This is a genomic window from Lysinibacillus sp. NPDC097214 (genome assembly GCF_050277945.1).
Taxonomy (GTDB): Bacteria; Bacillota; Bacilli; order Bacillales_A; family Planococcaceae; genus Lysinibacillus; species Lysinibacillus xylanilyticus_B.
Window position 1 is genome coordinate 19,477 of sequence record NZ_JBNNSS010000020.1, and the last position, 23,240, is coordinate 42,716.

At 34.0% G+C, this 23,240-nt stretch carries 22 protein-coding genes; 15 read left to right on the forward strand and 7 right to left on the reverse strand.

Annotated elements, in window-relative coordinates; all coding sequences use genetic code 11:
* Positions 1 to 128: 128 nt before the first annotated feature.
* The 8 genes from ACQKMI_RS24305 (at position 129) to ACQKMI_RS24340 (ending at position 6,100) form a co-directional block, all read left to right on the forward strand.
* Positions 129 to 1,052, forward strand: coding sequence for a Rad52/Rad22 family DNA repair protein (locus ACQKMI_RS24305; RefSeq protein ID WP_427493070.1), 924 nt, complete (start codon positions 129 to 131; stop codon positions 1,050 to 1,052).
* Positions 1,053 to 1,120: 68 nt separating this feature from the next.
* On the forward strand, positions 1,121 to 2,215 hold the full coding sequence (gene dnaN / locus ACQKMI_RS24310) for a DNA polymerase III subunit beta (protein WP_427493072.1): 1,095 nt from the start codon (positions 1,121 to 1,123) through the stop codon (positions 2,213 to 2,215).
* Positions 2,216 to 2,277: 62 nt separating this feature from the next.
* Positions 2,278 to 2,613: a hypothetical protein gene (locus ACQKMI_RS24315; RefSeq protein WP_427493074.1), complete on the forward strand. Its 336-nt coding sequence runs from the start codon at positions 2,278 to 2,280 to the stop codon at positions 2,611 to 2,613.
* Positions 2,614 to 2,705: 92 nt separating this feature from the next.
* Positions 2,706 to 2,981: a hypothetical protein gene (locus ACQKMI_RS24320; protein WP_427493076.1), complete on the forward strand. Its 276-nt coding sequence runs from the start codon at positions 2,706 to 2,708 to the stop codon at positions 2,979 to 2,981.
* The gene (locus ACQKMI_RS24325; protein ID WP_427493078.1) at positions 2,968 to 3,489 is read left to right on the forward strand and encodes a hypothetical protein; all 522 of its coding nucleotides are present in this window, start codon (positions 2,968 to 2,970) and stop codon (positions 3,487 to 3,489) included. The genes ACQKMI_RS24320 and ACQKMI_RS24325 overlap by 14 nt, the downstream gene beginning before the upstream one ends.
* Positions 3,489 to 4,178: a hypothetical protein gene (locus ACQKMI_RS24330; protein ID WP_427493080.1), complete on the forward strand. Its 690-nt coding sequence runs from the start codon at positions 3,489 to 3,491 to the stop codon at positions 4,176 to 4,178. Before ACQKMI_RS24325 ends, ACQKMI_RS24330 begins: the two co-directional genes overlap by 1 nt.
* A 28-nt stretch (positions 4,179 to 4,206) precedes the next feature.
* Entirely contained in the window at positions 4,207 to 5,274 is a 1,068-nt protein-coding gene (locus tag ACQKMI_RS24335) for a hypothetical protein (RefSeq protein WP_427493082.1), read from the forward strand.
* Between the two features lies 1 nt (position 5,275).
* Positions 5,276 to 6,100: a ThiF family adenylyltransferase gene (locus ACQKMI_RS24340; protein ID WP_427493084.1), complete on the forward strand. Its 825-nt coding sequence runs from the start codon at positions 5,276 to 5,278 to the stop codon at positions 6,098 to 6,100.
* A 115-nt stretch (positions 6,101 to 6,215) separates the two neighbouring features.
* On the opposite strand, the gene ACQKMI_RS24345 is transcribed toward ACQKMI_RS24340, so the two are convergent.
* The 7 genes from ACQKMI_RS24345 to ACQKMI_RS24375 form a co-directional block, all read right to left on the reverse strand.
* Entirely contained in the window at positions 6,216 to 7,064 is an 849-nt protein-coding gene (locus tag ACQKMI_RS24345; RefSeq protein ID WP_427493085.1) for a hypothetical protein, read from the reverse strand.
* Positions 7,036 to 7,737, reverse strand: a complete 702-nt coding sequence (locus ACQKMI_RS24350) for a hypothetical protein (RefSeq protein ID WP_427493087.1) — start codon at positions 7,735 to 7,737, stop codon at positions 7,036 to 7,038. Before ACQKMI_RS24350 ends, ACQKMI_RS24345 begins: the two co-directional genes overlap by 29 nt.
* Positions 7,730 to 8,353 (reverse strand): hypothetical protein, encoded by a 624-nt coding sequence (locus ACQKMI_RS24355; RefSeq protein WP_323650342.1) that lies wholly within the window; start codon positions 8,351 to 8,353, stop codon positions 7,730 to 7,732. Before ACQKMI_RS24355 ends, ACQKMI_RS24350 begins: the two co-directional genes overlap by 8 nt.
* Before the next feature lie 130 nt (positions 8,354 to 8,483).
* Positions 8,484 to 9,365, reverse strand: a complete 882-nt coding sequence (locus ACQKMI_RS24360; RefSeq protein WP_427493089.1) for a hypothetical protein — start codon at positions 9,363 to 9,365, stop codon at positions 8,484 to 8,486.
* A 129-nt stretch (positions 9,366 to 9,494) separates the two neighbouring features.
* Positions 9,495 to 10,679, reverse strand: a complete 1,185-nt coding sequence (locus ACQKMI_RS24365) for a hypothetical protein (protein ID WP_427493091.1) — start codon at positions 10,677 to 10,679, stop codon at positions 9,495 to 9,497.
* A 378-nt stretch (positions 10,680 to 11,057) separates the two neighbouring features.
* Positions 11,058 to 12,353, reverse strand: a complete 1,296-nt coding sequence (locus ACQKMI_RS24370) for a plasmid replication protein (RefSeq protein ID WP_427493093.1) — start codon at positions 12,351 to 12,353, stop codon at positions 11,058 to 11,060.
* 33 nt (positions 12,354 to 12,386) lie between these two features.
* Positions 12,387 to 12,707, reverse strand: coding sequence for a hypothetical protein (locus ACQKMI_RS24375; RefSeq protein ID WP_427493095.1), 321 nt, complete (start codon positions 12,705 to 12,707; stop codon positions 12,387 to 12,389).
* Between the two features lie 1,350 nt (positions 12,708 to 14,057).
* Between ACQKMI_RS24375 and ACQKMI_RS24380 the strand changes: the two genes are divergently transcribed.
* The 7 genes from ACQKMI_RS24380 to ACQKMI_RS24410 all read left to right on the forward strand — a co-directional run bounded on the left by ACQKMI_RS24380 (position 14,058) and on the right by ACQKMI_RS24410 (position 23,229).
* On the forward strand, positions 14,058 to 15,419 hold the full coding sequence (locus tag ACQKMI_RS24380) for a replication-relaxation family protein (protein ID WP_427493097.1): 1,362 nt from the start codon (positions 14,058 to 14,060) through the stop codon (positions 15,417 to 15,419).
* A 257-nt stretch (positions 15,420 to 15,676) separates the two neighbouring features.
* Entirely contained in the window at positions 15,677 to 18,151 is a 2,475-nt protein-coding gene (locus ACQKMI_RS24385; protein ID WP_427493099.1) for a type IV secretory system conjugative DNA transfer family protein, read from the forward strand.
* A 240-nt stretch (positions 18,152 to 18,391) separates the two neighbouring features.
* Entirely contained in the window at positions 18,392 to 19,276 is an 885-nt protein-coding gene (locus ACQKMI_RS24390) for a hypothetical protein (protein ID WP_323650353.1), read from the forward strand.
* Positions 19,263 to 20,267 carry a hypothetical protein gene (locus ACQKMI_RS24395; RefSeq protein WP_427493101.1) on the forward strand — a complete coding sequence of 335 codons (1,005 nt, stop codon included), beginning with the start codon at positions 19,263 to 19,265 and terminating at the stop codon, positions 20,265 to 20,267. The genes ACQKMI_RS24390 and ACQKMI_RS24395 overlap by 14 nt, the downstream gene beginning before the upstream one ends.
* Before the next feature lie 261 nt (positions 20,268 to 20,528).
* On the forward strand, positions 20,529 to 20,801 hold the full coding sequence (locus ACQKMI_RS24400) for a hypothetical protein (RefSeq protein WP_323650358.1): 273 nt from the start codon (positions 20,529 to 20,531) through the stop codon (positions 20,799 to 20,801).
* Positions 20,802 to 20,805: 4 nt separating this feature from the next.
* On the forward strand, positions 20,806 to 22,299 hold the full coding sequence (locus ACQKMI_RS24405) for a hypothetical protein (protein ID WP_427493104.1): 1,494 nt from the start codon (positions 20,806 to 20,808) through the stop codon (positions 22,297 to 22,299).
* Between the two features lie 171 nt (positions 22,300 to 22,470).
* Positions 22,471 to 23,229, forward strand: a complete 759-nt coding sequence (locus tag ACQKMI_RS24410) for a hypothetical protein (RefSeq protein ID WP_427493106.1) — start codon at positions 22,471 to 22,473, stop codon at positions 23,227 to 23,229.
* Positions 23,230 to 23,240 lie beyond the last annotated feature (11 nt).

Consider the following 23,240-nt stretch of genomic DNA (forward strand, 5'->3'; position numbering starts at 1 on the left):
GAAATCGTATTGTTAAAGCCTTTGGGCATGTTTTATTGGAAGACATTTATTTGTCTACTTCTAACATGTTCAAGGGCTTTTTTGCGTTTTTGAAAGAATGTAAAAAAACTTTGAAAAGAGGAATTGCTATGAAATTGGATGGAAGGGATATTCTTAAAGCGTTGTCTGAACCTTTTGAGGATCATGAGATTGAATGGCGTGCACAGACGTGCAACCAATATGGAAATGCTTTGATGTTACCGTATATTGATGCTCGTGCAGCAATGGAAAGACTTGATAAGGTATTAGGTGTTAATTGGAAAGATCAATACCGGGAAATTACCATGAATGGAAAACAGGCTTTTCAATGTGAATTAAGTATCAAAATAGCTGATGAGTGGGTAACTCGAACTGATGGGGCTGAAACAACAGATTTTGAATCCGTAAAAGGTGGTTATTCTAGTGCATTTAAGCGTGCTTGCGTGAAATTTGGGATAGGTCGATATTTATATGATTTACCTCAATTTTGGTTAAAGATTGAAAAAAGTGGTTCAGTGTATGTATCAGTAAAAAATGGTGGAGAAAAGATTACTGGATTTGTTAATCCCCCTTCTGTTCTCGAAATTGTTACTGGTAGTAAACCGAAACCGCAATCACAACCGAAACAACCGCAATCACAACAGGCACAGCAACCTGCCAATCAAAATCAGAAGGCTTCAAGTGATCATGAAAAGGCGATTAAAGCTGTATGGGGACAAATTCAAGATGGAAATATAGCATCTAATCTGATTCCATACTTTTTAGAACGAGTTGGTTGTAATTCTTCCGATTTAAAGGATGCATCGATGGAACAATTAGAAAGAATCTATCATGCAATTAGTCCTGTAAACACGTATTTGAATGTATGTAGAGGCTATAATTTATCCCTTGAGCAAGTTCTCTATTATTCTCAAATTGTCTGTAAGACGACAATAGCGGATATTATTGCCCTTTATTTCTTAATGGATTATAAGAGGACTGAGGAAGCGATAGAGCTTATAAAAGGCGACTATAGTAAATCAATTGCACAATAAAAGAAATGAGTAAGTTCAATGACGAATGACGTTATTGGGCTTTTATTTTGCTTAATGGAGGAAAGAATATGAATTTTATAATTAAACAGAAGACGGTAAAGGAAATAATAAAAAATTTAGGGGCACTGATGACTGCAAAGGTGACTAAAGATATTCTAAATGGTGTGTTATTTGAATTGTCACCAAAAGGTTTAACAATTACAGCGTCAGACGGTGATGAAACTATTAAACAACGTACTGATGAGTTAGATGTAAATGATACAGGAGCTTGTGTTATTCCTCGTGATTTTTTACGTACTATAACGAAATTAACAGGAGAAATGGAATTTTCATTAGATGGATATCAATTAACTGTTAGCAAGGGAAAAACTAAGCTACAGACCGTTGTATTTCCGGCTGATGAATATCCTGATATGCAAGCAGAGAACCCAATGTATCAATTAAAGTACACTGGCAAGCAATGGTCAGATATCGTTACAGCGACTGCATATGCTGCGAGTACATCTGATACACGCCCAGTTTTACAAGGGGTCCATATAGATGTCTCTGTTGCAGGTCAAAAATTTGTCTGTACTGACTCTCACCGTATGGGAGAAATATGCTTTACCGATGGTGAGATAACAGAAGAATTAGCTATAACGTTACCAGGTAAAATGCTGCAGGCGACTTTAAATAGTTTTGATTTATCAAAAGATGTTATGGTTGTCGGTTTCCGAAATTATGTTGCTTTATTCAATAGCAATATCATTCATACGATCCGTGCCATTGAAGGAAATTATCCGGACACTGCTAGATTAATTCCTGAAAGCTATTCTACAGAAATTGTAGTGGCTAGGCAGGACTTACTTGATAATATGAGACTCCTCAGTTCAATGTTAAATACTGATTCCTCTATTGTAACTTTCGAAATTGCTAACAATAGTTTAGGTATCAATACAAAAGCCGAAACCAAAAATGGGGAAGCGTACGTTGAATACGAGGAGATTATTGGTAAAGGGTTAAAAATTAGCTTAAACGCTGTTTTCTTTATCGAAGCGGTACTTTCTTTTAAGTCTGATTATGTGCGAATTAAGTTCACTGGACCTTTAAGACCATTTGTTATGGTTGGCGAAAGTGAAGATGATTCGCATTTGGCTTTAATGTTACCAGTAAGAACATATTGAGATGACAAGAGATTGCTGTTTAAGGCAGTCTCTTCTTTATTAAATTTAAGGATGTGTTGAAAGTGGATTTTGACTTATTCACTAAAAAAATGCAAAAAGGCCATGAGCCATCTAGTGTTGATTTGCAACAAGACAGTATCGTGTATTTGTTCAAAGTAATGTTAGAAGATTTATATGCGAATGAGATTGATATGTCTAAATTCACCTTAGAAGATATAACAAAGGTATTGGATCTCTTAGAAACAGACGGTGATTTTAATGAGGCAGAGGGACTAATTGAATTTAAGATTAAACAATTAGATATTGCAACCAATCTTAGTAAATTAGAAGTTAATCTCGCTAGAAACTTTCTAAATACAAAACTGTTAACAAGAAAGCGGAAGGTGACCTTTATTTGAATAAATACACATTTTACAAATATAGGGCTGAACAACTTTTTATTTATCATTGCTTTCACAGATTATGTACTGGAGTAAAGGAAGTACCTTTTATGAAATCTCAAGATTTGGAATGGAAACATAAAGAGTATTTAGAAGAACTAATGAATTTATGTTTCGATTTAATCTACTTTGATTTACGAGAATATGAAAGATTTTCTTATTTTATTCCCGAACAACCTAAAAGATTAGTTCCATCCCCTTCTATATACATGTGGGGAGAGCTTATTGACGATGGTTTAGAGATTACTGGTACTGTGTGGCAACCCTTATTAATAGCTCATTTTATTTTGCATTGCTATATGGAGGTACAACATGGAGATAATTGAAGAAGAATTTCCTATGATTCTTGATTTTTATTATTCATTACAAATTTTAAAGTTAGTCGACATGTATTGTAGGGAGCGTAAACAATTACCTAACCTACCACATTGGTCACTACAATATGATTGGAATAATGGATATGGGTATACGACCGAGACATTCCTATTTAAATTATTAGAAAATAATTTTGGTATAAAGTTATTTATAAATGAGGGAAATTCTACTCTACTTAAGGATACTGAGTTGAAAAATTTAGAAAGAGAAGTCAATCAACTTGATGAAAGTATAACATTTGAGGATTACGATTTTATATGGATTTTTAAGACCCCATATAAGTTTCCGTTGTCTCATGAAACAAATGTTGAAGGCAGCGCACACGGTTACAGGGATGAAAATGAAACTAGTGTTATTTATTACGACTCTTACATTATTGTTGCATGTGAATACGGTGAGCCTGAATCTGTTGGGGTCTGTAAGAGTATTCTAGAGAAATTGAAGGAGGTTTCACCTTAATGGAGTGGCATATAAAAATTCCATGTGAGCCAAACGATTTAGAAAGATTTATTGAAGGTACCCTTATTAATTCTAATGGAAGTGTTCAGGGTCCGTTCATGTTAACAACTGAAGAAATGATTGAAGCATTTCAATCTTTAATAAAAAAAGACCAGACGAGTAGCTATATGCAATTACCATTATTACCGAGTAATACATTGCATTTTACTCACAATCGTGCTGTTTCAAAAGTAAAATTATTAATACTATTTGAACCAGAAATGACGTTTATTCAGCATTCTCACATAAAAGATGATGGTTTTTTTATAGAGACACCGAGAACAATATTTTGTGTTGAATTGGCTAAGATGACGAGTATGGAATGGCAAGTTAAAAAAGTAACTGCCTATGCAGTAGATACTGAGGAAATTAATGAAGATTCAAATTTATTTCAATTTCCTTTCCCGCATGTTACCAAACAATCAGGGAATATCTGTTGGGGTACTAATTCACTTCCTACATTTAGAAGTTTAAAAGAATGTGTTCGATTAAAAGACTTATTTTATAGAAGTCCTTTCAGCGAGGATTATGGAATGGCTTTATTATCTGGATTTAGTACTTTTAAAGACTATTTGCAAGCTAATGAAGAGAAATCATTTAATCACAATGATCTAATTCCAATGAATAAAAAACTAAGAGATTTGATGTAATTTTATTTAACTTTGAGGAGGAAAAATTATGAAAGACTTATTTGATTTTATGAATGAAATGGAAAATGAAAAGACTGTAGAGGAAGGAAAAACTGAAACTGCTAATACTTCTTCAATTGAACCAATAAATGAAACTATAGAAAAAGAAAATCCTAAAGAGGAAATCATTGAAGGCGAAGATAACAAGCAAGAAGTAACAACATCTAAGGCTTCTTTAAATGACCAGGATTCATTCGATGTAACTGCAGAGGAAAAAGCATTGGCGATTAAAGAAAAGGAGCTTACAGAGGCTGCAACTAAGGCTAAAACAGTTGCAAAGGCAACAGGCAAAAATTCAACGGCTAAAAAGGTAGAACAACCTAAAACTTTTGCTCCTACTGTAGAGACAGTGATTCGTTATTACGGAGAGTCAATTCCTATCACTAATTATTTATCAGAAGCGGAAATCGAAAGCAAGAAGATTACATTAAATGATTTACGCTCACGTATGGAAGAAGATTATCCAGAGTTAGTAGCAAATCATACAGAAATGCTGTTCATCGAGAAAAAGGGAAATACATTTGTGGTTCCAACATTAATAGCCAAAAAGAAAGGCAAAATAGTTGAACCGCTGGCAAGCAAAGTAGAGACACGTATCCCTTATGAAATATTAGGGCAATTTATTGCTTTAGCCCAATTATTTGCTAAAGAAGAATTGGAGATTCATGCGGATATTTATAAAGATACAATTTCAGGTAAAGTATTCTTGGATGTACCGGAGCAAGATGTTCATAAGTACTTCTGTGAAACTACAGAATCCGCAATGAACATAATTGATCGCATTGGGATGGATAGTATCAAAATAGCAGAAGTTCATTCACATCATACTCTAAACGCACTTCCATCTTCAACAGATGACCTAGCAGAACGAGTACCAAACATGCTATACATTATCGTTGGAAATATAGATAAATTATTTCCGAATGTGTTTTGTCGAATATTTGTAAGTGAATCATGTGGCTGGATTACATTTGATGCTCATGAGATCTTTAAAAGACCTAGCTATGCCCTCCCATCATTTGATATGAAGAGAATTCATATCAGAAAGGGTGAGTAATATGGAAAAGGAGCGATATTTTGTGGTACAAGTGGGAACTGGCGGAAACGGCGGCCCACTCACACAATTAATTTCTCAGGTATTATCTACACAAGCTCATTCTGATAGTGTATATGTCCTAGCTGATCCTGACATAGTTGAAGAAAAAAACTTGTTTAATCAATTATTCATTATGGAGGATGTAGGACGCTCAAAGGCAGAGGTACTTGCAGAGCGTTATGGGCAGGCATATCAACTTAACGTTTGGTCTTATGTAAAAGGTTATATAGAGTCTGTAGAGCAACTAGAATCGATGTATCAGCACGATCTTTTTAATGTGTTAAACAGCAATAACTATAAATGTGTTTTAATTGGCTGTGTTGATAACAATTTCTCTAGAAAAATTATGCATGACTTCTTTATGAAGGTTCCTAATCTTTTGTACATAGATGTAGGAAACGAGTCTTGTGATGTGCCTATTAATTGGCAGCACCGACAGTATTCTGAATGGTCCAAGGAAGAAAAAGATACATTTAATGAATCAGGTTGGTCTGGCCAAGTTGTTTGTGGGTTAAAAAAGAACGGCATTGTTACATATCAGCCAGTAGCGGAAGTGTTTCCGGGGATATTAACTGATAAAGATGATATGAAGCCTTCTGACATGAGTTGTGCTGATTTAGCAGTAAGTGAGCCTCAGCGTCTTATTACTAATCGCTTTGCAGCTACAGCGGTGCTAGGAGTCTTTCAAATGTACGTTTTAAATAATTCGATACCTAACCATATAGTCCATTTTCATGCTCGTAAAGGCTATATGAGGGGAAGAGCACAAGCAATTTGTGAAATATAATCAAAAATTAAAAACACCGATTAATTAATTAATTAATTAATCGGTGTTTTTTTTATTTATTTCAATACCATATTTCTTATAAATATCATAATGTCATTCAATCAAACCTTCATCATCATGTAACGTTTGATTTGAAATCGTTTATATTTGTATCATTTTCATTTTGCGAATGTACAAGTGTTTGAAGAGATGAAACATGAAATACATTGAAATATACAGTTTCATCTGAAGATAATAATGCACTAATATTTAGTAGTAAATTACTTTTTTCATATCCAGCTATTTGATCAGACAACATTACTTCTACAATATTTTCAGCTGTCGTATACGGATTAAAAGTTATTCGGCCCATCCAATTAGTTTTTTCCCCTCTAAATGAACAACTAAATAAATCGTACTTTAAAGCATCTGCTGTTCCATTTAAGGTTGTAGAAGGTATTAACGCTAATTGAGGTGTAATCAAATAAGGATGCACAATGTCTTTAATATCAGAAGTAATTTCATCGATAATGTAGTTTGGATATTGATGTAATAGTCCATAAGCTATCCCGTAATATGTGATTTCTTTATATACCTGTTCCAGTAGGTCATAATAATCTGTACCTATTTCACTTAACATATCCATTGCAAAAGCTTCGGCAGTATCAACTTTTACAAAGTCAATATTTTGTTCTTTAAATATTTCACTTAAACTATTCGGAATTGTATTTAGGACCTCATAAATTGTAGTTTTTTCCTCTATTAAGGGTAGTTCAGGATTGCTTTCAATAAATTGGTGAATGACCATATAACCCTGTAAGAATTGCCTATTTAATATCAATTCAATCTCTTCTATATGAGTGTTTTTATTTTCAATATACATGAATTTTAATAAATAAAACTCTATTATATTATTATAATGCTTACGAAATTCAGTATCTTCTTCAATTCTTTGTTTAAGAAGCTGAGTTGTTTGTTTGATCATTATTTTCCTCTCCTACTGCTAAATTATAAGGACTTCCTGTTGGCTTATCCTCTACCAACTTCCAACCATCTTTTTTCTGTTCAAATATCATTTCAAAGAATATTTCTTCTCCATCTTCTAATACATGTCGTCTGTATACAGACTTTATACTTTCTGTATTTGTTAAAAAATAAATTTCGGGTGTTGAAATGAAATATGATGCGATTTTTCTTTGTGGTATATTGCTGTAATAATTAAGCTGAACAAGATTTAAAGTGTTGGCAATCTCCTCTTTAGTAGAACCTAATTGCGCTTTATAATCCTCATCAAACAAATCGTACATAGCATCTACAAATTTCTTAGGATTAATTGTACCTCGCATAAATTCCACAAAGTAATATGAGCTATATTGTGAAACGCAGTTTAGGTCATTAACATCTAATAATTCCTTATTTATGATTTTGGGCTTATATTCTTTGATTTCACTTGTTTTATAAAGTTTAGATGCATTTTCAGCAGCCTCTTCTTTTGAAATAACGGGCATATTTTCCATTGCACTGTTTTGTTCTTCAGGTAAAATTTCTACTTCGCTTGTAACAGTATCTTTATCTTTAATTGGCTCGTTTGTATATTTATCAAGACATCCTGATAGCAAAAAAGCACTTAAAGTAACTAATACTATTTTTTTATACAAGACTTATCCCTCCTTTATACAAATCATATTGAATTCGCTCATTCCTTAAAAAAAGGATCTCGTTTTGGGAAAGGCAGTCCAATATTAATTTGATTTCATAAAGCGGTCTTCGTGATTGATATTGTTGAATAAACCACTCTTTAAAATGAACAATTTTAAAATGAAGTGAGGTAAAGACAATATCAAATTTCATAATTTCATTAAATAAAACCGAAAAAGTTTCTCTAGCTGAGTCAGTAAAGTGACTACTTGGCATATAAATTCTTTTACTTTTTTGTTCACCGAAAAGACTAACCCAAAGATTCAGAACGTTAACGTTTAATTGCATTGGAGAAATATACTCTATCATGTTTGATTTCTTAGACCATTCCCTCCAAAGCTTCCTTGATAAAAGTGTCTCCTCAAAATGGATATAATAATTATCACAAACTCCAAACTTGAAATAGTCTTGTAACTTGTTACGTTTCAAATAATTTTGAATGATTGAATGACGGTCTTTCGAGAGTTTTACTTCGTAAACTCCTCCTTGTTCAATCACTTTCGCACCACCTAAAAACAAAGCTGTATATAAATGCTGTAATGGAATTAAGTGTGAATGATCTACTCCATGGGACATATACGCATCTCCTTCCTTTTTAAAAAAACAAAAAACCCCAGAAAAATCCTATCTAAGATAGGTTTCTCTGGGGTAATCCCTTTAATTAGAGTATTAAATTAATTTGTTTACAAAGTTTAGTATAAAGGATTTAAACGGAACATTCAATACGCTCAATCGAGGTTTTTACAAGTTTAGCAGAATGTGTTAAAGGGATTGCTAACTGATCACTAACTGATTCGATACTGAGTTGCATGTCAGTCACTAAATAGTGAACGAACGCATACATAGTCTGTTTGGTACTATTCAACGGGCAGCCAGCAAGTTCCGATACGGGCTTCATCATATCATGCAGATTACTAGGATTATAGGGGCCGTATCCCTTTTCACTTTTTGTAGAAAGCAATAAATTTATTCCTCTCTTTTCTGATTCTTTTAAAATATCCTTGATTAAGGCTTGTTCAATTTTAGAATCGATTTTTATTGAACGTTCAGTCCCCCATGCTACATTTTCGAAATAGATTAGACAGTAATCATTATGAATAATAATGTTTTCTCTAGAGAGATGTAACATGTCTCTCATTTCTATACCGTATGTCATAAGCAGATAAATAAATTTAGGAATTACTTTGATTGTTAAATCATCATAAATGGCTTCTTTTCTTTCAAGTAATTTGTGATAGTCAACTTTAACGGGTGGTGCTTCCCAACTTAATTTTTTAAATCTCACTCGGAACTTAGACATGAAGTCCATGGGAATATAATTGTTTCGCCATAGGAAATCAAAATAATGGACAAGGATAGTGATTTTTCGGTATACAGTCCGTTCAGAAAGTGCTTCACATTCTCTTCTAAAAAAACCTTCTACATCTTTATAAGAAATCTTTCTAAGTGCCATTTCTTGCTTGTTTTCGATATTTACACTAGCATGGAATTTTTTTATATATTTCACTTCCATATCTATGGTATTAAGATGTATCCCCTTTTTTGTACGGAAAGAACAATACTCATCTATAACTTTCTGTAAGCCCATATCTCCACCTACCCTTTAACTGATTAATGACGTTCCATGTCAATTTGCTCTTAAACAAAAGACGTAAAATAGATTTATCGATTTTCTTATTCGAAAAGCTACCATTTCTGGTAGCTTCTTTGAAATATTTTAATTATCACTAGACATTATTAGTTTCTTAAGTGAGTCGATACTTTTAGTAGATTTTAAACCATTCAATTGTTCTTCTAATAGCTTTAAATCTTCATATCGTATCTGCAGATCATTTTTTAATTTGGATTGATTGGTTTTACTGTTTTCGATAGAAGCTGTAATATTACCTTGTTCAAGTCTCAAATCCTCTATATGTTTCAATAAGGTAGTTTGTTTTTCTTTAATTCGTTCAGTTAACTCTTTACCTTGTTCCTTAGTAATTTTCACCGACTGTTCAGTTATATCTTCGCCTTCTTCTATAAAAAATAGGTTCTTTAAAAAACGAGGAACGTACTTTTTCCCAGAAACGACGGGTATATTAACAGTCATTTCCTCCGACTGATTCAGGTTAGCTTGTTGAACAGCCTCTTGTTCCATATCCACTAAAACAGCAATATTACGTTTGTTTTCAGAGAGTTGTCTCTCCTCGGTCTTGATATGTGAGTCAATGTAATTTAATTCTGTCTGGATATGATTTACTTCATTTTGGGCTTGAATTAGCTCAATCTCTTTTCGACTTATCTCGTCATTATAAGTCAAATGCTCCAGAAGTGTATGCTGCATCTTTACGTAACCTTGATCTTTAAGCTGTTCCCGTTTCTCCAGTTCAGATACAAGCTGTTTAAAACCTTCTTGCATTTGAAGCTGGCTCTCTTGTAATTTCTCAGAGATTAATGCATTTATAAAATTCGGACTTACAGACTGTTTGCCTGAAATACTTGGTTCTTTGTCATTGTTTAAAGATGTATAACTAGCATCTTCTCCTAAAATCGTAGAAATATCGGGAGCATTTAGCAAAAGTGATTCAGAAAGAAATGTTATTAAAAGTAGCTTAAATAGTATCTCGATGTTATGTCTATACTGGTTCCCCTTCTTGTGAGGTCTCAAGTAGTTTGAATACTTACTATCATTCAATATATTTAATATTTTTTGTGCGTAAGTAAAGTTCAGTAATTGGGTAGCCGTGTTATTTGTATAGTATTTATCAATCTCAACATTTTCGAAAAAATCTTGTGCATATTCCATAAAAATGTTTTGTGCTTGTCTGTCTTGAATGTAAAGCAATAAAGGATCATCTTTATAAGTATCTAAAACATAAGCTTGTTTATCAGCTACAGTAAGTTTTGTTCGGTTCTCTTCCACTTTTTAAACTCTCCTTTCTATATAATTAGAAAAAAATTATAAATAAATTAAGACTTTTAAGGTCATATTATCGTAGGAATCTAGATTTAACAAGGTTTTTGAACCGATAATTAAGATTTAATTAAAAAATGATTAAACGAAAAAACATTAAACGATAATTAATTAAATTAAACAAATTAATCTCTAATTAAACCAATTGTAATTTTATTAATTCATTTAATAATTAGTTGGAAATTAATTGAATGGTCTTGTTTCACTATCTAATTAAAAATCTATTGTAATTTAATTAGCGAAATCATGAAAATTAGAATTGAATTAAAAAAAGATTAAGAGCTATTACTTGTTAATAGCTCTTAATCTAATTAATTTATTTAATTGTTAGTCGAATAACTTAGATTTTAAATCAGCAGTTTTTTCTACTTCTTCATTTTGTTTAGAATCGCCAAATAGTTCATCAAATGATTTAGCGCTAGGAGTAGTATCGGGTGTTTCAGTCTTGAATCCAGCAAACAAATCTACTTTTTCTTTTTCTACATTCTCTAAGTCCTTTAATTTTTTGTGTTCTTGAACCATTTCAGTAATTCGATCCTTTGGTAAGTCAAGACCAGCAAAAACTGCATAAAATGATACGTTATTTCCTTTTGTGTCATTAGATTGGTACGTAGCAATTGGCTTTTCTAGGGCAGTAGGTGATACCTCACTAATTAAATCTTCCATTGTTTTAGTAAATTCGAAGGTAAATAGTCTTTTTGCTGTTGGTGAATCAGTTAAAATGCTTACTGCAAGTCGTTTAGCATTTTTAAGATCATGACCATCTGAAAGAACACCTTCATTAATGAGATCTTTTAATTTTTGTGCATAGGATAACTGCTGAGATGCGTCAATAGCTGTTGCTTTTTCTGTAAATCTAGCAAAATGTAAAAGACCTGGTGTCTTTAATAGCTTTTCAAACTCTGAGCTATCAAAGTGATACTCGCCTGTAGGTAAGTAGCTTGCTGTTACTGTGTTTAATTCGTGTAATGCTTCAGCAACATATTTATTAGAAAACTCTAGGTATTCCGCAACGGAAGAGTTAGGTTTTAATTCGCTAAATTCATTAAATAATTTTTCATTATCAACAAGTAAAATTGGACCCAAGTTGTCCATTACACTACCTATTTTTTGAAGACGTTGTAATGCATTGTCTAGAACTGTCTTACCTTCTTTTAATCGAGGCAATGTTAAAATCATACCGAACTTTCCGGCAAAGCCTGAATCTAATAAAGTACCTATAGCCTGAATAACGGCTCCAGTTCCAGTACCCCCACCTAAACCAGCTACTAACCAAACATAATCAACGTCTTGGAATTGAGTTTTTACTTCATTTGAGATTTCAGCAGCTTTTTCCTTGTATAAATTCTCACCAATAGAAATGTCCCTACCTGCACCTTTCCCATTTCCGATTTTTATTTTTTTAGTACTTCCATTTTTAGGTTGGACTTTAGTTAAATCAATTTCATTTGAATTAATAAGTAACGCAGTATAAGGATGATTATTGTTTTTGATACTTGTTCTTACATCTGCACATGTTGCAGCAATTGAAGTGCCTCCCATACCAAGACCAAGAAAGCCGAACTTCATACTTAATTTCTTTCCATCTTGAACTACTGCTGTATTGTTAATAGTTTCATTCATTTTATATACCTCCGTAAATTTTATTTGGATATTTTATTTAGCTGCATAATTTATTAGTTTTTCACCAAGATCAGTTATCGAATACATCCGTATTCTTCCTAACTTTTCAACTTTAACTAAACCGGCACCCTCTAGTCTTGCTGTATGAATATCTAATAGATGGCGGGAAGGAATCAGTAATTCGTTAGTGGGTTGTTCTTTTTCAGATTGCTTTTTCGCGTAAGATTCATTGGCCATATCATTTAAAAGCGCTTTATTAATTGGCTTCCCTTCTTGTAATAGAATGAATAAGAACCATTTACTTTCAATACTTAAATTCTCCAAAAGAATATCTAAGAAGTCAGTCTCTTGCAATTTATTTCACCACCGTTGTTAAATGCATCAATTATATCTGCAATTACTTCCGCACTTATGCATATGTCATTGCATCTATTATTTCCGCAATATATTTTCCATAAGACTATAATAACTAACAAACGCCTATATTTCAAGTTTTTTAATTGATTAAATAACTGCTTCTATTATTGCGTCAATAAATGATGCAATTAATGAATCTATAATTGCGCTAATTAATATTTAAATAGATTTCAATGTTTTATTAATGAGTCTAATTATTTTCTATTACAGGTTAATTTATTTAGAATTGAGAGTTTTTTAATTAATTGTTTTTTATTTAATTTAGAAATTAATTAAGAATTAAAGAAAAGGGCGGTTATAAATTAATTGGATTAATATTTAATTATTCAGTATGAGTAGGGGCACAATCATTTTTCACGCAAAATACGAGAATAAAGTGTGTAGTCTTTGGTTTTACCGCCGAAATTGCTTAATAGTCACCAATTAATTTAAAAGGGATATACATAATGAACAACTGTGTATCGAAGTACTGATTTATTAAGCAAAATAGATAGATCACTGATGAGTGAAGGAGAGTTGAAATAGAAAATAAATCGAATAACAAGTAATTGAAAAACCAAAATGAGATGTTTTGGAAGTGTATTTTCTATTTGATTTTATTGAGTGGTAAGGAAATTTATTGTTCTGGAATTTAAGGCTAATCAAGGTATTGGGTTAATTCGATTAATTAGTTAATTTACCTGTAGGTTTAATAATTCAAAGAACCAAATAGCAAATTCATGGGTTAATAACAGTGAAAGTTTAACTATATTGATATAACAAACTGAATTTTGGTTGTTAATGAATTTGTTAAAGGATTATCCATTGTAAGGGTCGATAATGGTGTATTAAATGTTGGATTTAATTTGATGTTTTTATTATTTACTATATTTGCAAAGGGGGATAAATATGGGACATATATTTATAAAGGTTGCCATATGAACCGCAGGGCTATGAACGGGTTAATACACTATAAGCCTTGGAAACATTGTACTGACCGCTATTTTTATCTCCCGACTAAATACCCTTAGATAACCTACCTAATACCATGAAAAGGAATGTAATTTACCTTCATTTGCTGTTCATATATCAAAACAAGATTCTTGAATAATTTTTTTATGAATACATTTGGAGAGAGTTTCTAGTTAGCCCAGTCAAGTTGGCTTTATTAAATCAAAATGATATAATCCAATTCGAACATATAAATATTTTTATACACAAGTAAAAGGGAGTACCCCTAACACTATGGACAATTGTCCTTCTGTTAGAGGTGCTCTCTTTTTTTGTTCAGAAAGGAGGGAGATTTTATTGAGTTATGTATTCATCGAAGGGAAGAGTGAAGAAGTATATTTAACTTCTACAATCCCAAACAGAATTGCGGGTGTGTGCTTAGATCAAGAAGAAATGAAAATTCTTCAAGTGATATATTCACACCGTATGATGCCCGCTTCATGTATCCATGAATTGTATAGAGTGCATCGCTCAAATATGAGTAAGAGTTCCGTATCAAATCGACTGAAGCGGTTAGTAACTATGAAAGTACTGCAACGTAAGGAAAGTACGAGGACAAGAGATACTTATTTTAAGGTCTATTACTATGGAGTAACTGAAAGAGCATTTAAAGCTTTGCGGGTTGCTGGTTATATATCGGATAAAACCTTTCCTGGTAATAAGGAGATGCGAATTCCAAATGATCATAACCTTGCTGCTATTTATTCGATGGTGGACTTATATGTTGAAAATGAGTTGGAGAATCCAAAATGCGAGTTCGAGATACTAAGGGGGAGTAAGCACCCTTTAATACAACGTAAGGATTTTAAGAACTTGCTTGTTCCTGATTACATTGTTGAACTAGATAACTTAATGATTTGTATTGAAGTGGATATGGGTACAGAAGTAATTTCAACAATAACCAATAAATCTAAAAAGTATGTTCGCATTGCTGAACAAGAAGCATTTCAAGAAAAGAAATTAATAGTTGTTTACTTAGTTGTTTACGGAGAGGATAGGCGAAGCACAAGACGTGTACAAAATATAAAAACAGCTCATCTTTCCATAGCAGATGAAATAGTAGATTTACCTATGTATGTAGTGGGTGTAGATCAGTTCTACTTACTGATGCAACTTTTACTACAAGGTAAGTATCCGTTGAATAACGGATTAAAGGAGCAAGTAATTATGGACGCATCCTTATTACTACGACTGCAATATCATCAATCCAAAGGATGGCGTTACCGCATTCCCTCAAAAGAACAACTTTTATTGGAGAAGCGGGACATAAGTAAGCTGGAGGAAGTGCCGCTTCAAGCAAGTACCTTTTATGAACCACGAGGTGTATTTAAAACTGTGTCATTTGTGATTGGAGAATTGGCAAATATACAATCCTTTATACAAATGCAGCTTTGTACACAACTATTCGGCAAAACGAATGAAGCAATTTTTATGAATGAAGTATATCCGATTGAAATGGTAGTGACGTATCCGCACATCTCTAATGATGTTTTATCATCGGAAGTAGCAAGCATTCAGCCAGTGATTGATGTGTACTTGCAGACACATGAAGAAGTGCTCTTTAGCATGAATCAGAATAGTTCTGAACGCCACCTTCAAAGTAACCGACTATCCGTTGAGTCACCACTTAAATTAAGTTGGAAGGGAGTTGTAGGCTAATGCAGATAGTTTTAAGGAGTCAACTTCTAAAGAGAAGCGGTTTGCTAGGAAAGCTGTACCTGATTTGGACACTGCAAAAATTTAGAGTTCCATTTTTACTTGTAACATCGATGTTGCTATTAGGAATGGCCACAAGCGTTTACGTTTGGGGAAATGTTTTTTTCATGTTATGGAGCAGTTTTAATGGGACGGATAGCTTCTTAACGGGGAAGGTTAGAACGATATCTCTGATAAGTGTATTTTTGATTATTATTCCGATGGTGATATGTTATCTACTATCGTCCAGAGTAGAGCAGTACCGTAACAGACTCAAATATTCGAAAGCACCAAAAGCTAGATTATTTTCCTTTTGGATTACAGCTTTAGTTGTAGTAGGGGTAGTTACATGGTATGGATTGTCTCGTGCCTATTTGTATATTATTCCGCTTCTAGAAATGCTAATAGCCAATGGACAGACACTCGCTATTAATGGTGTTATTGAAACTGTACTAGTGGACCTGGCTATATCTCAAAGAGACATATTTTATTTTTTAATAATGTGTATTCCGTTAGCATTTGTAGGTTTCATACTGTTTTTCTTTTTAACAAAATTTCATATTCATGAATTGGAGATAAAAAATGCTTTTTATAAATTCTCGTGGACTGGTAAGTGGATGCAACGATTTGATTGGCTGCAGGAAACGGGATATTACCCACATGTTATTTTAGGTCCAGATGCAGAAACAGGGGAATATGTACGACTTTTTGGATTTGATAGAACACTTAATACGATTATTGTAGGGGCGATTGGTACAGGTAAGAGTGCGGCGTTAGGACTCCCGGTACTCTATACAGATTTCGACCATATGATTAAATTCGTCGATGAATATGAATATAACTTACAAAAAGAGAATTATTGGTCAAAAGAAATTAGTGGCAAATATCTTAATGGTATTACCGTGGTTGAACCTTCAAATGACCTGTGTAAATCTGTCTATCAAATAGCTAAAGCTCATAATATTCCAGATGAAGCAATCACTTATATTGATCCAACAAATCCAGATACACCCTCGATTAATCCGATGAGGGGACCTGTTCATAAGGTTGCTGAGGTGTTTACAGAGGTTATTAGTGGTTTATCTAATAAAGATGGCGGTACAGATTTCTTTGCTCAATCACAAAGAACACATCTTAAACAGTACATTTATTTATTAAAAGAACATGATCCTACAGTTGATGTGACATTCGATATGCTTTTAGAAATGTATAGTAATCCAGCGGTAGCAAGAGAAAAGCACTTGAAATTGAAAGGTAGAATGCCCGAAAAAATAGAGCGCCGGTATTTTGAAACAAGAGATGAATATAATTATTGGCGCATTATACAAACGGTGGATAGTTGGTTTAATAAAACCATTGTCAAAAAGAGGGACAGACGGGGAGAATTAGAATTAGACGAGAAAGGCCAACCAATTTACGTTGATGCAGAAGAAGAGCATGTTAAAGGGCTAAGAAATACTTTAGATGATATTGGAACTAACCCGCTTCTAAGTCGAGTGTTATTAGGGACAAGTGATTTTGATTTTGACCGGCATTTTGAAATAGGTGGAATATTATTGGTTAATACAGCAAAGGGAGAATTAAGTGCCCTTAGTAAAGTTTTAGGAAAAATATTTTTAATGAATATACAAAATGCTGTTTTAAGGCGGGAACCGTATGTATCGCCACATCACCATATACTCGCAGATGAGGTACCTGAATACCTTTACCCTCAGTTTAAATCATTCCCTGCACAGTCACGTAAGTATAATGCTATTTTAACTATTTTAATGCAAACAATCTCTCAATTAGAGGATGAATTTGGAGAAACTTTTAAAGATATTATTCTAGCTTCGATGCGACAAAAAATGTTTTATGGTGATGCAACTGGTAAGGATGCAAAAGCGTTTTCTGACATAGCTGGAGAAAGAATGGTTTACAAAGAGGGTGAAAGTGAAATGGAGACGAGTGCGATTCAAGACGATCCATCATCTAGAACAAACGCGTCTTATCAAAAACAAGTAGAAGCGGTAATGTCTGCTAACAAGCTAATTTATCAAGAGGCTTTTGCGTGTGCTGTTAAGTTAGTAGATAATAATAATCCTATGCCTCTGCGAATTGTAAGAGCAAATTTTGTTCCAAAGCCATTAATGGAAAAGGCCAAGATCCTCACAACAGAACATGCAATGAATTTTTGGATTGAAAAGCGTAGCGAGTTCGGAGTTAAGTATGCTACTAACTTTGAAGATATTGAGAGTATCGAGGAAACGGAAGAAAAACGTAAAGAGATTTTAGGTGAATTAGATTTATTAACTGAGGAAGACCGAAAAGCTCTTGAGAGAGAACAATATTTACAAGAAGCGAAACCAGTTCAATATAATACAACACCTGAAAATACCACAGAAGAAGGCAATGTTGAGAGTAACGAGGTATCAGGTAAAGAGCAATTAGAAATGGATGAACAGCCAATTGAACAAAGTCATACAAGCTTATCTGCACAAGATCCATTGATTCCAATTGAACCGCTTCATGAAGTAACTTCGATAAATTCTAGTGATGATGTTCCACAACCACTGGAACGAGAACCGCAAACACCTTTCACTAGTGATTTTGACCCGTTCGCAGTCCTTAAACCACAAAAGGATGAACAGGTAGTGTATGAGGAATCTGTACCTAGTAATAAGGATGAGGAAGAAATAAGAACCATATTCAAATAGTAAAAAAGGGTTGCAAATGAACAGGGATTTAGATACTATGATTTTGTAACAAGCTTACTTTTATGTAAAATACAAATTAATATTTATGCGATAAAAGGGAGTACCCCTAGCAAAATTTAGACATTATTTATGTCTATTTGTTAGGGTGTACTCTCTTTTTTTGTTTTGTAAAGCTAGTACCTATAGCAGCAACACCACATTTTGTGATGACATACTTGTAAGAATTAGAGGAGGACTATTATGACGACAATAGAAAACGACATTATTAATGAATTAGGTGATGCTTATCGTATGCAATCTGTAGTAGAAGGTATCGTTCGAGGTTTAACAAAACGTATGATGCCTATACAGGAAGACGGTAAAATCATTTCAAAAGAAGTCGATGTATTTCAGGTGATTCTCCCAGGTAACGTTATGGGGTACTGTCCTGTTTCTGAATTTCGTTATACACAATTAAATGCTCGAGATTATGCTCAACACGTTGGGCGCAAGGAGCCGTTTATTGTACAGGGTTTAGATGAAGAGAATCAAGTAGCGGTGGTATCTTGTGTAGCAGCGTTGCGTAAAATGGCTGATGAATTTTGGTTATCCATTCGAGATACGCCAGATGAAGATATATTGGCGGCTACCTATCAAGTAGATATTATTCATTACAATACAGAGAAGCGTATGATCTATGCTTTCCTAGAGGGTCAAATTTGCTTTATGTACCCTAGAGACTGGAATTGGTCAGAGCGAGGCGCTCTAGATGTACAAAATGGGGAACGCGTCTCCGTTAAGATTGCAGAAATCGACCGTGAAAACCGTCGTATACGTTTATCTCGAAAAGAAGCATTACCAGACCCATTTGACTATATTAAGGAACTTAAAATCGGTGATACGATAGCGGGGAAAGTAAGTGCGATTCATCCTGTGCATGGTATTTGGGTTCGTTTTGATAATGAAGCAGAGTTAAAGGGAATGGTTCCACGTTCTCTTGAAGCGCCAATCGTTGGAGATGTGGTTAGTTGTCGTATTCAGAAATTAGACTTGGTGAAAAGACAAGGCCGAGTAGTGATTACTGGATATCCTAATGGTAAAAAACGCAACCGAGATTTTGGTGCATTCCTGTATGGTGCAGAATAATAGTGAAACACCCAATATGAATGAACGTACCATTTTCTATGCTGAGAATGGTACAGTTCCATTTTGGGACCATCCAAACTTTTTAGCTCGTGCAGTTATACCAGACGAATACCAACCAATTACCCGTGTAGAACATGCGATTGAATTATCTAATCAAAACATATTAACAGAAGATGCTTTACGTGTTTTAAAAGTTGTAGGTGATGCTTTATGTGCGAATGAATCACAGATAAAACGCTATATGAAGCGGTACAGTGAAAAGTTTGGCACCTCACACACAAGCCGTATATTACGTAAGTTAGCTAAGTATGCCCTGGTCGAACGTTATGACTGTCGAATAGCTTATCTTGAGGATGACGGTTCCGATTATCCTAAACGTCCCGCTCCTTTTACACTAGGAATCGGTGGAGTGAAGTTTTTGCAGCATTATTTCCCCGATATGCACTTTGTACGGCCTGAAACATGGCGTCAATCCCATGCAACTGTACAAAGATACGTAGCGATGAATGAGATAAGGTGCGAAGCTGCTTATTCAGGTAATCTACTAGAATGGTGCTGGCATCCCCATATAGGAAACCATACGAATATAGCAGTGCCTTTAGCTGTAGCAAGAGTTAAGAACACTCAGCACAGTGGAGATATTCAAATGATTTTTGAAAGAGCACAATCTAGTCAGCATTATGTAAGACACATAAAACAGAGGCTTGAATTATACCGGTCATTATTCCAAAAGGATCAAAGGATAATTATTGATCAGATGGACCGTACCGCTCCTCAAATCATTATTATTAGCTGCGGAACTTTAGAGATGGCCAAAAGGCTTAATGTACAGCTAGAATTGTACAAATATCCGTTTAATATATGGTTCGTATTGGATGAATGGCTTGAGGATAGTTACGGGTTAGCGGGAGCGTTTGCTCGACCAGTTCAACAACAAACTGAAAGTGTACTTGAACGCTTTAAGTTTCCTGTTTTCACGATTAACAACTAATTGTAATAGTAAAATATTCATGGTATACTTTGAAAGTACTCGAGAGAGTATAGTAGGAAAAGATATTCGTATTTTTTCCTCTTTTCAAAGTTAGAGAGGCGGTTTCCCGCCGCTTCTCATTAAAATGAATATGTAACATTAATTAAAGAGGATTACCCTCATAGAGATAGCGAAGCTGTGGCTTGCTGTCTTTATGAGGGTTTTTTGTTTTCCAAAAGAAGCCTTCTCAACTAGCTGGCCGATTAATAGAGAGGTAATTGTATGTCAAAACTGATTGAACATGACTATATAGCTTTAAATGCCTATCTTCGGGCATTAGTTCCATCTGTCCGAGTTTATCAGCAGGATGCCTTAAATTCCTTTGGATATACAAAGTATCGTATCATTTTGAATTCAGATAGGCGATATGTCAATGAAAAGGATATTGAGAATCTGTTATACCAAGAGATTCAACGCTTTTTTTCAAATTATCAATATCGTTTAAATTGGGCAATAAATAAAAAATACTTTTGGATTACAGGTAGGAGGGAGTGAACGAATGAAAAAGGTCTTGTTAGCTGTAGGTGAGGGTAATTTAAGTTCCTTACTACGCAGTGAATTTACTGAAGCAAGCGGTACAAAGCAGCAATTTGATGTTTTGTATGATGAGGTATTACACCGTAGATTTATCCAATCAATGACGTTACAATACCGTCCTGACTATTTAGTTATTCATGATCAGTTTTTACCGTCGAATTGTGCCATATCTAATGAACGTGATGAAGAAATATTAACGATAATAAAAGAATTACGGATGAATGACATAGATATACGTATCGTTTATATTTGTAATCGATCTGAAAAAGATCCGTTTTTAGGAAAAGTAGTTGGGTTAGGAGTTTATGATATCTTTCATCAACACCAATTTAGTACAACTACATTTATTGGGCAATTATCCGAACCAATTAAATTTGCGAATGTAGCGAAATTCGGTGTAGGTGCTGTGGAATTGAACTTACCGACAGTGGAAATTCGTGATAATGAACAAGTAGTTTCAGTACCTGATGAAGATAGGCAACAACGAAAACCTATTATTGGGTCAATCATACAGAAATTGACGAAGAAACAACTCACAGAGGGTGCTATCACTGATTTATCGGAAGGTACGGAAGATATTGAACCTATTAAAACACCTATGCCTACAGAAGAAGAAAAAGAGCAGTATACTACTGTAACGATAAAAGAAAACGAAGTACCTCCCGTAGAATTAAATCCAGATAGTAACAATACAGAAACTACAAATGAGCGCGAATTAGATGAAAAATTAAAGATACAAGTGGAGGACAACATCGATCCCCTTGTAAAATTCAAACCACAAACTGTTGTACTTGCTGTAGCTGGGTTAACTGGAAATAGTGGAGTCACTTCTGTAGCAATTAGTCTAGCGATGTATTTTAGTTCAGCTAAGAAGAAGGTAGCGGTCATAGAATTAAATCAGACGTTAGGTTTCGAACGTTTACATGCGTATAAAGAGCATCGTATGGGTGTTATACATGATGCAGATCATTTCGAGTTTAAAGGTATTGATCATTATAAATTCAGTGTAGGAAGGTCAATAGCTGATATAGTCAATCGATATGATTATGTAGTATTGGATATGGGTGTATTTTCTGATATGCATCCTTATTTACAAGAATTTAAGCGTGCAGCGTGTCGTTATGTTTGTGTCCCTAATGCAGAATGGAAATGGTACACAGTTGATCGTTTGAATAAGCAAGACCCGTATGCTTTAGAGGATTATCATTTCTTATTTGTTCAAGGTAATGAACAAATTTCTAATTCGTTTAAAGAAATCTATAATGTACAAAATGCATCTTTTTATGAGTTCCCTCAGCAACTTTATTCATTGGAACCAAATGAAGCGGAACAAGTGAAGAATTTATTATCGTATTATGTTGTGGATGCTCCTGTGAAATCGAAACATTGGTGGGCGCTGGTAAGTGCTGCGAGTTTGGTAATTGCAGGTTTAGGTGGATATTTATATTTAATTTGAAAAAGAATGGGAAGGTTATTGACTTTCAAATTAGTTTTCTATAAACTAAAAATTGCAAAAGTAAATATTATAGTGAAAAAAGAGGACTACCCTCATAAAGATAAGCAACGCGTATGCGTGGGCTTGTTTTTATGAGGGTTTTTTTTTTCAAAAAAAAGGAGTGAATCTTCAATGAGTTCGACAAAACTGAATAAAGGATTAGCCATTTTGGGAATTTTCCTCATGATTCTAGGGACAGGGTTCTTTAGTTGGTATGAGTTTTGGGGCGGACGAGAGGCCTTGCATTATGGAAATGTCGTAGTTTTATCTGAAGAAGCAATAGAAGGCAAAATTATCAATAAAGAGGATCTTGTTTACTTGTCTATTGATAAGCAACTCATTAGAGAAGATACAATTGTAAATCCTGATGATGTTATTGGGAAATCAGCCAAGCACTATATAGCACCATATCAAAAACTACATTCCAATTATTTTGATAAGGCCGATTTAGTTTTAGGTAAAGGTGAATATATAGCGCCAATACCAATGGATTGGATATTAACAGTGCCAGATACATTACGCCGCGGTGATGAAATTATTATTTATTCAGCGACTTATGAATCGGAACTAAATAAGCCACAGGTTGTTGCGTCTTCAAATAATTCAAGTACTAATCAAGATAAGAAAAATTCTACAACTGATACAAATGGTGGTCCGATCTTACCCGTTGGTAAAAGTGATGAGTGGGTTGAATTATTCAGCACAACAGTTGCCTATGTGAAAGACAGCGCTAATCAAGAAGTAATCACAACGTCCACGACTGACCGTTTAAATGGTTCTGCATCTATTTCTAAAGTTGAGCTTGTAGCAACAACAGATGAAATTAAAAAGATTGAAGAACAAATTAAAAACGGCGGTAAATTAATTATCATGTATGGCAATAAAGAATAGGAGGTGTCCAA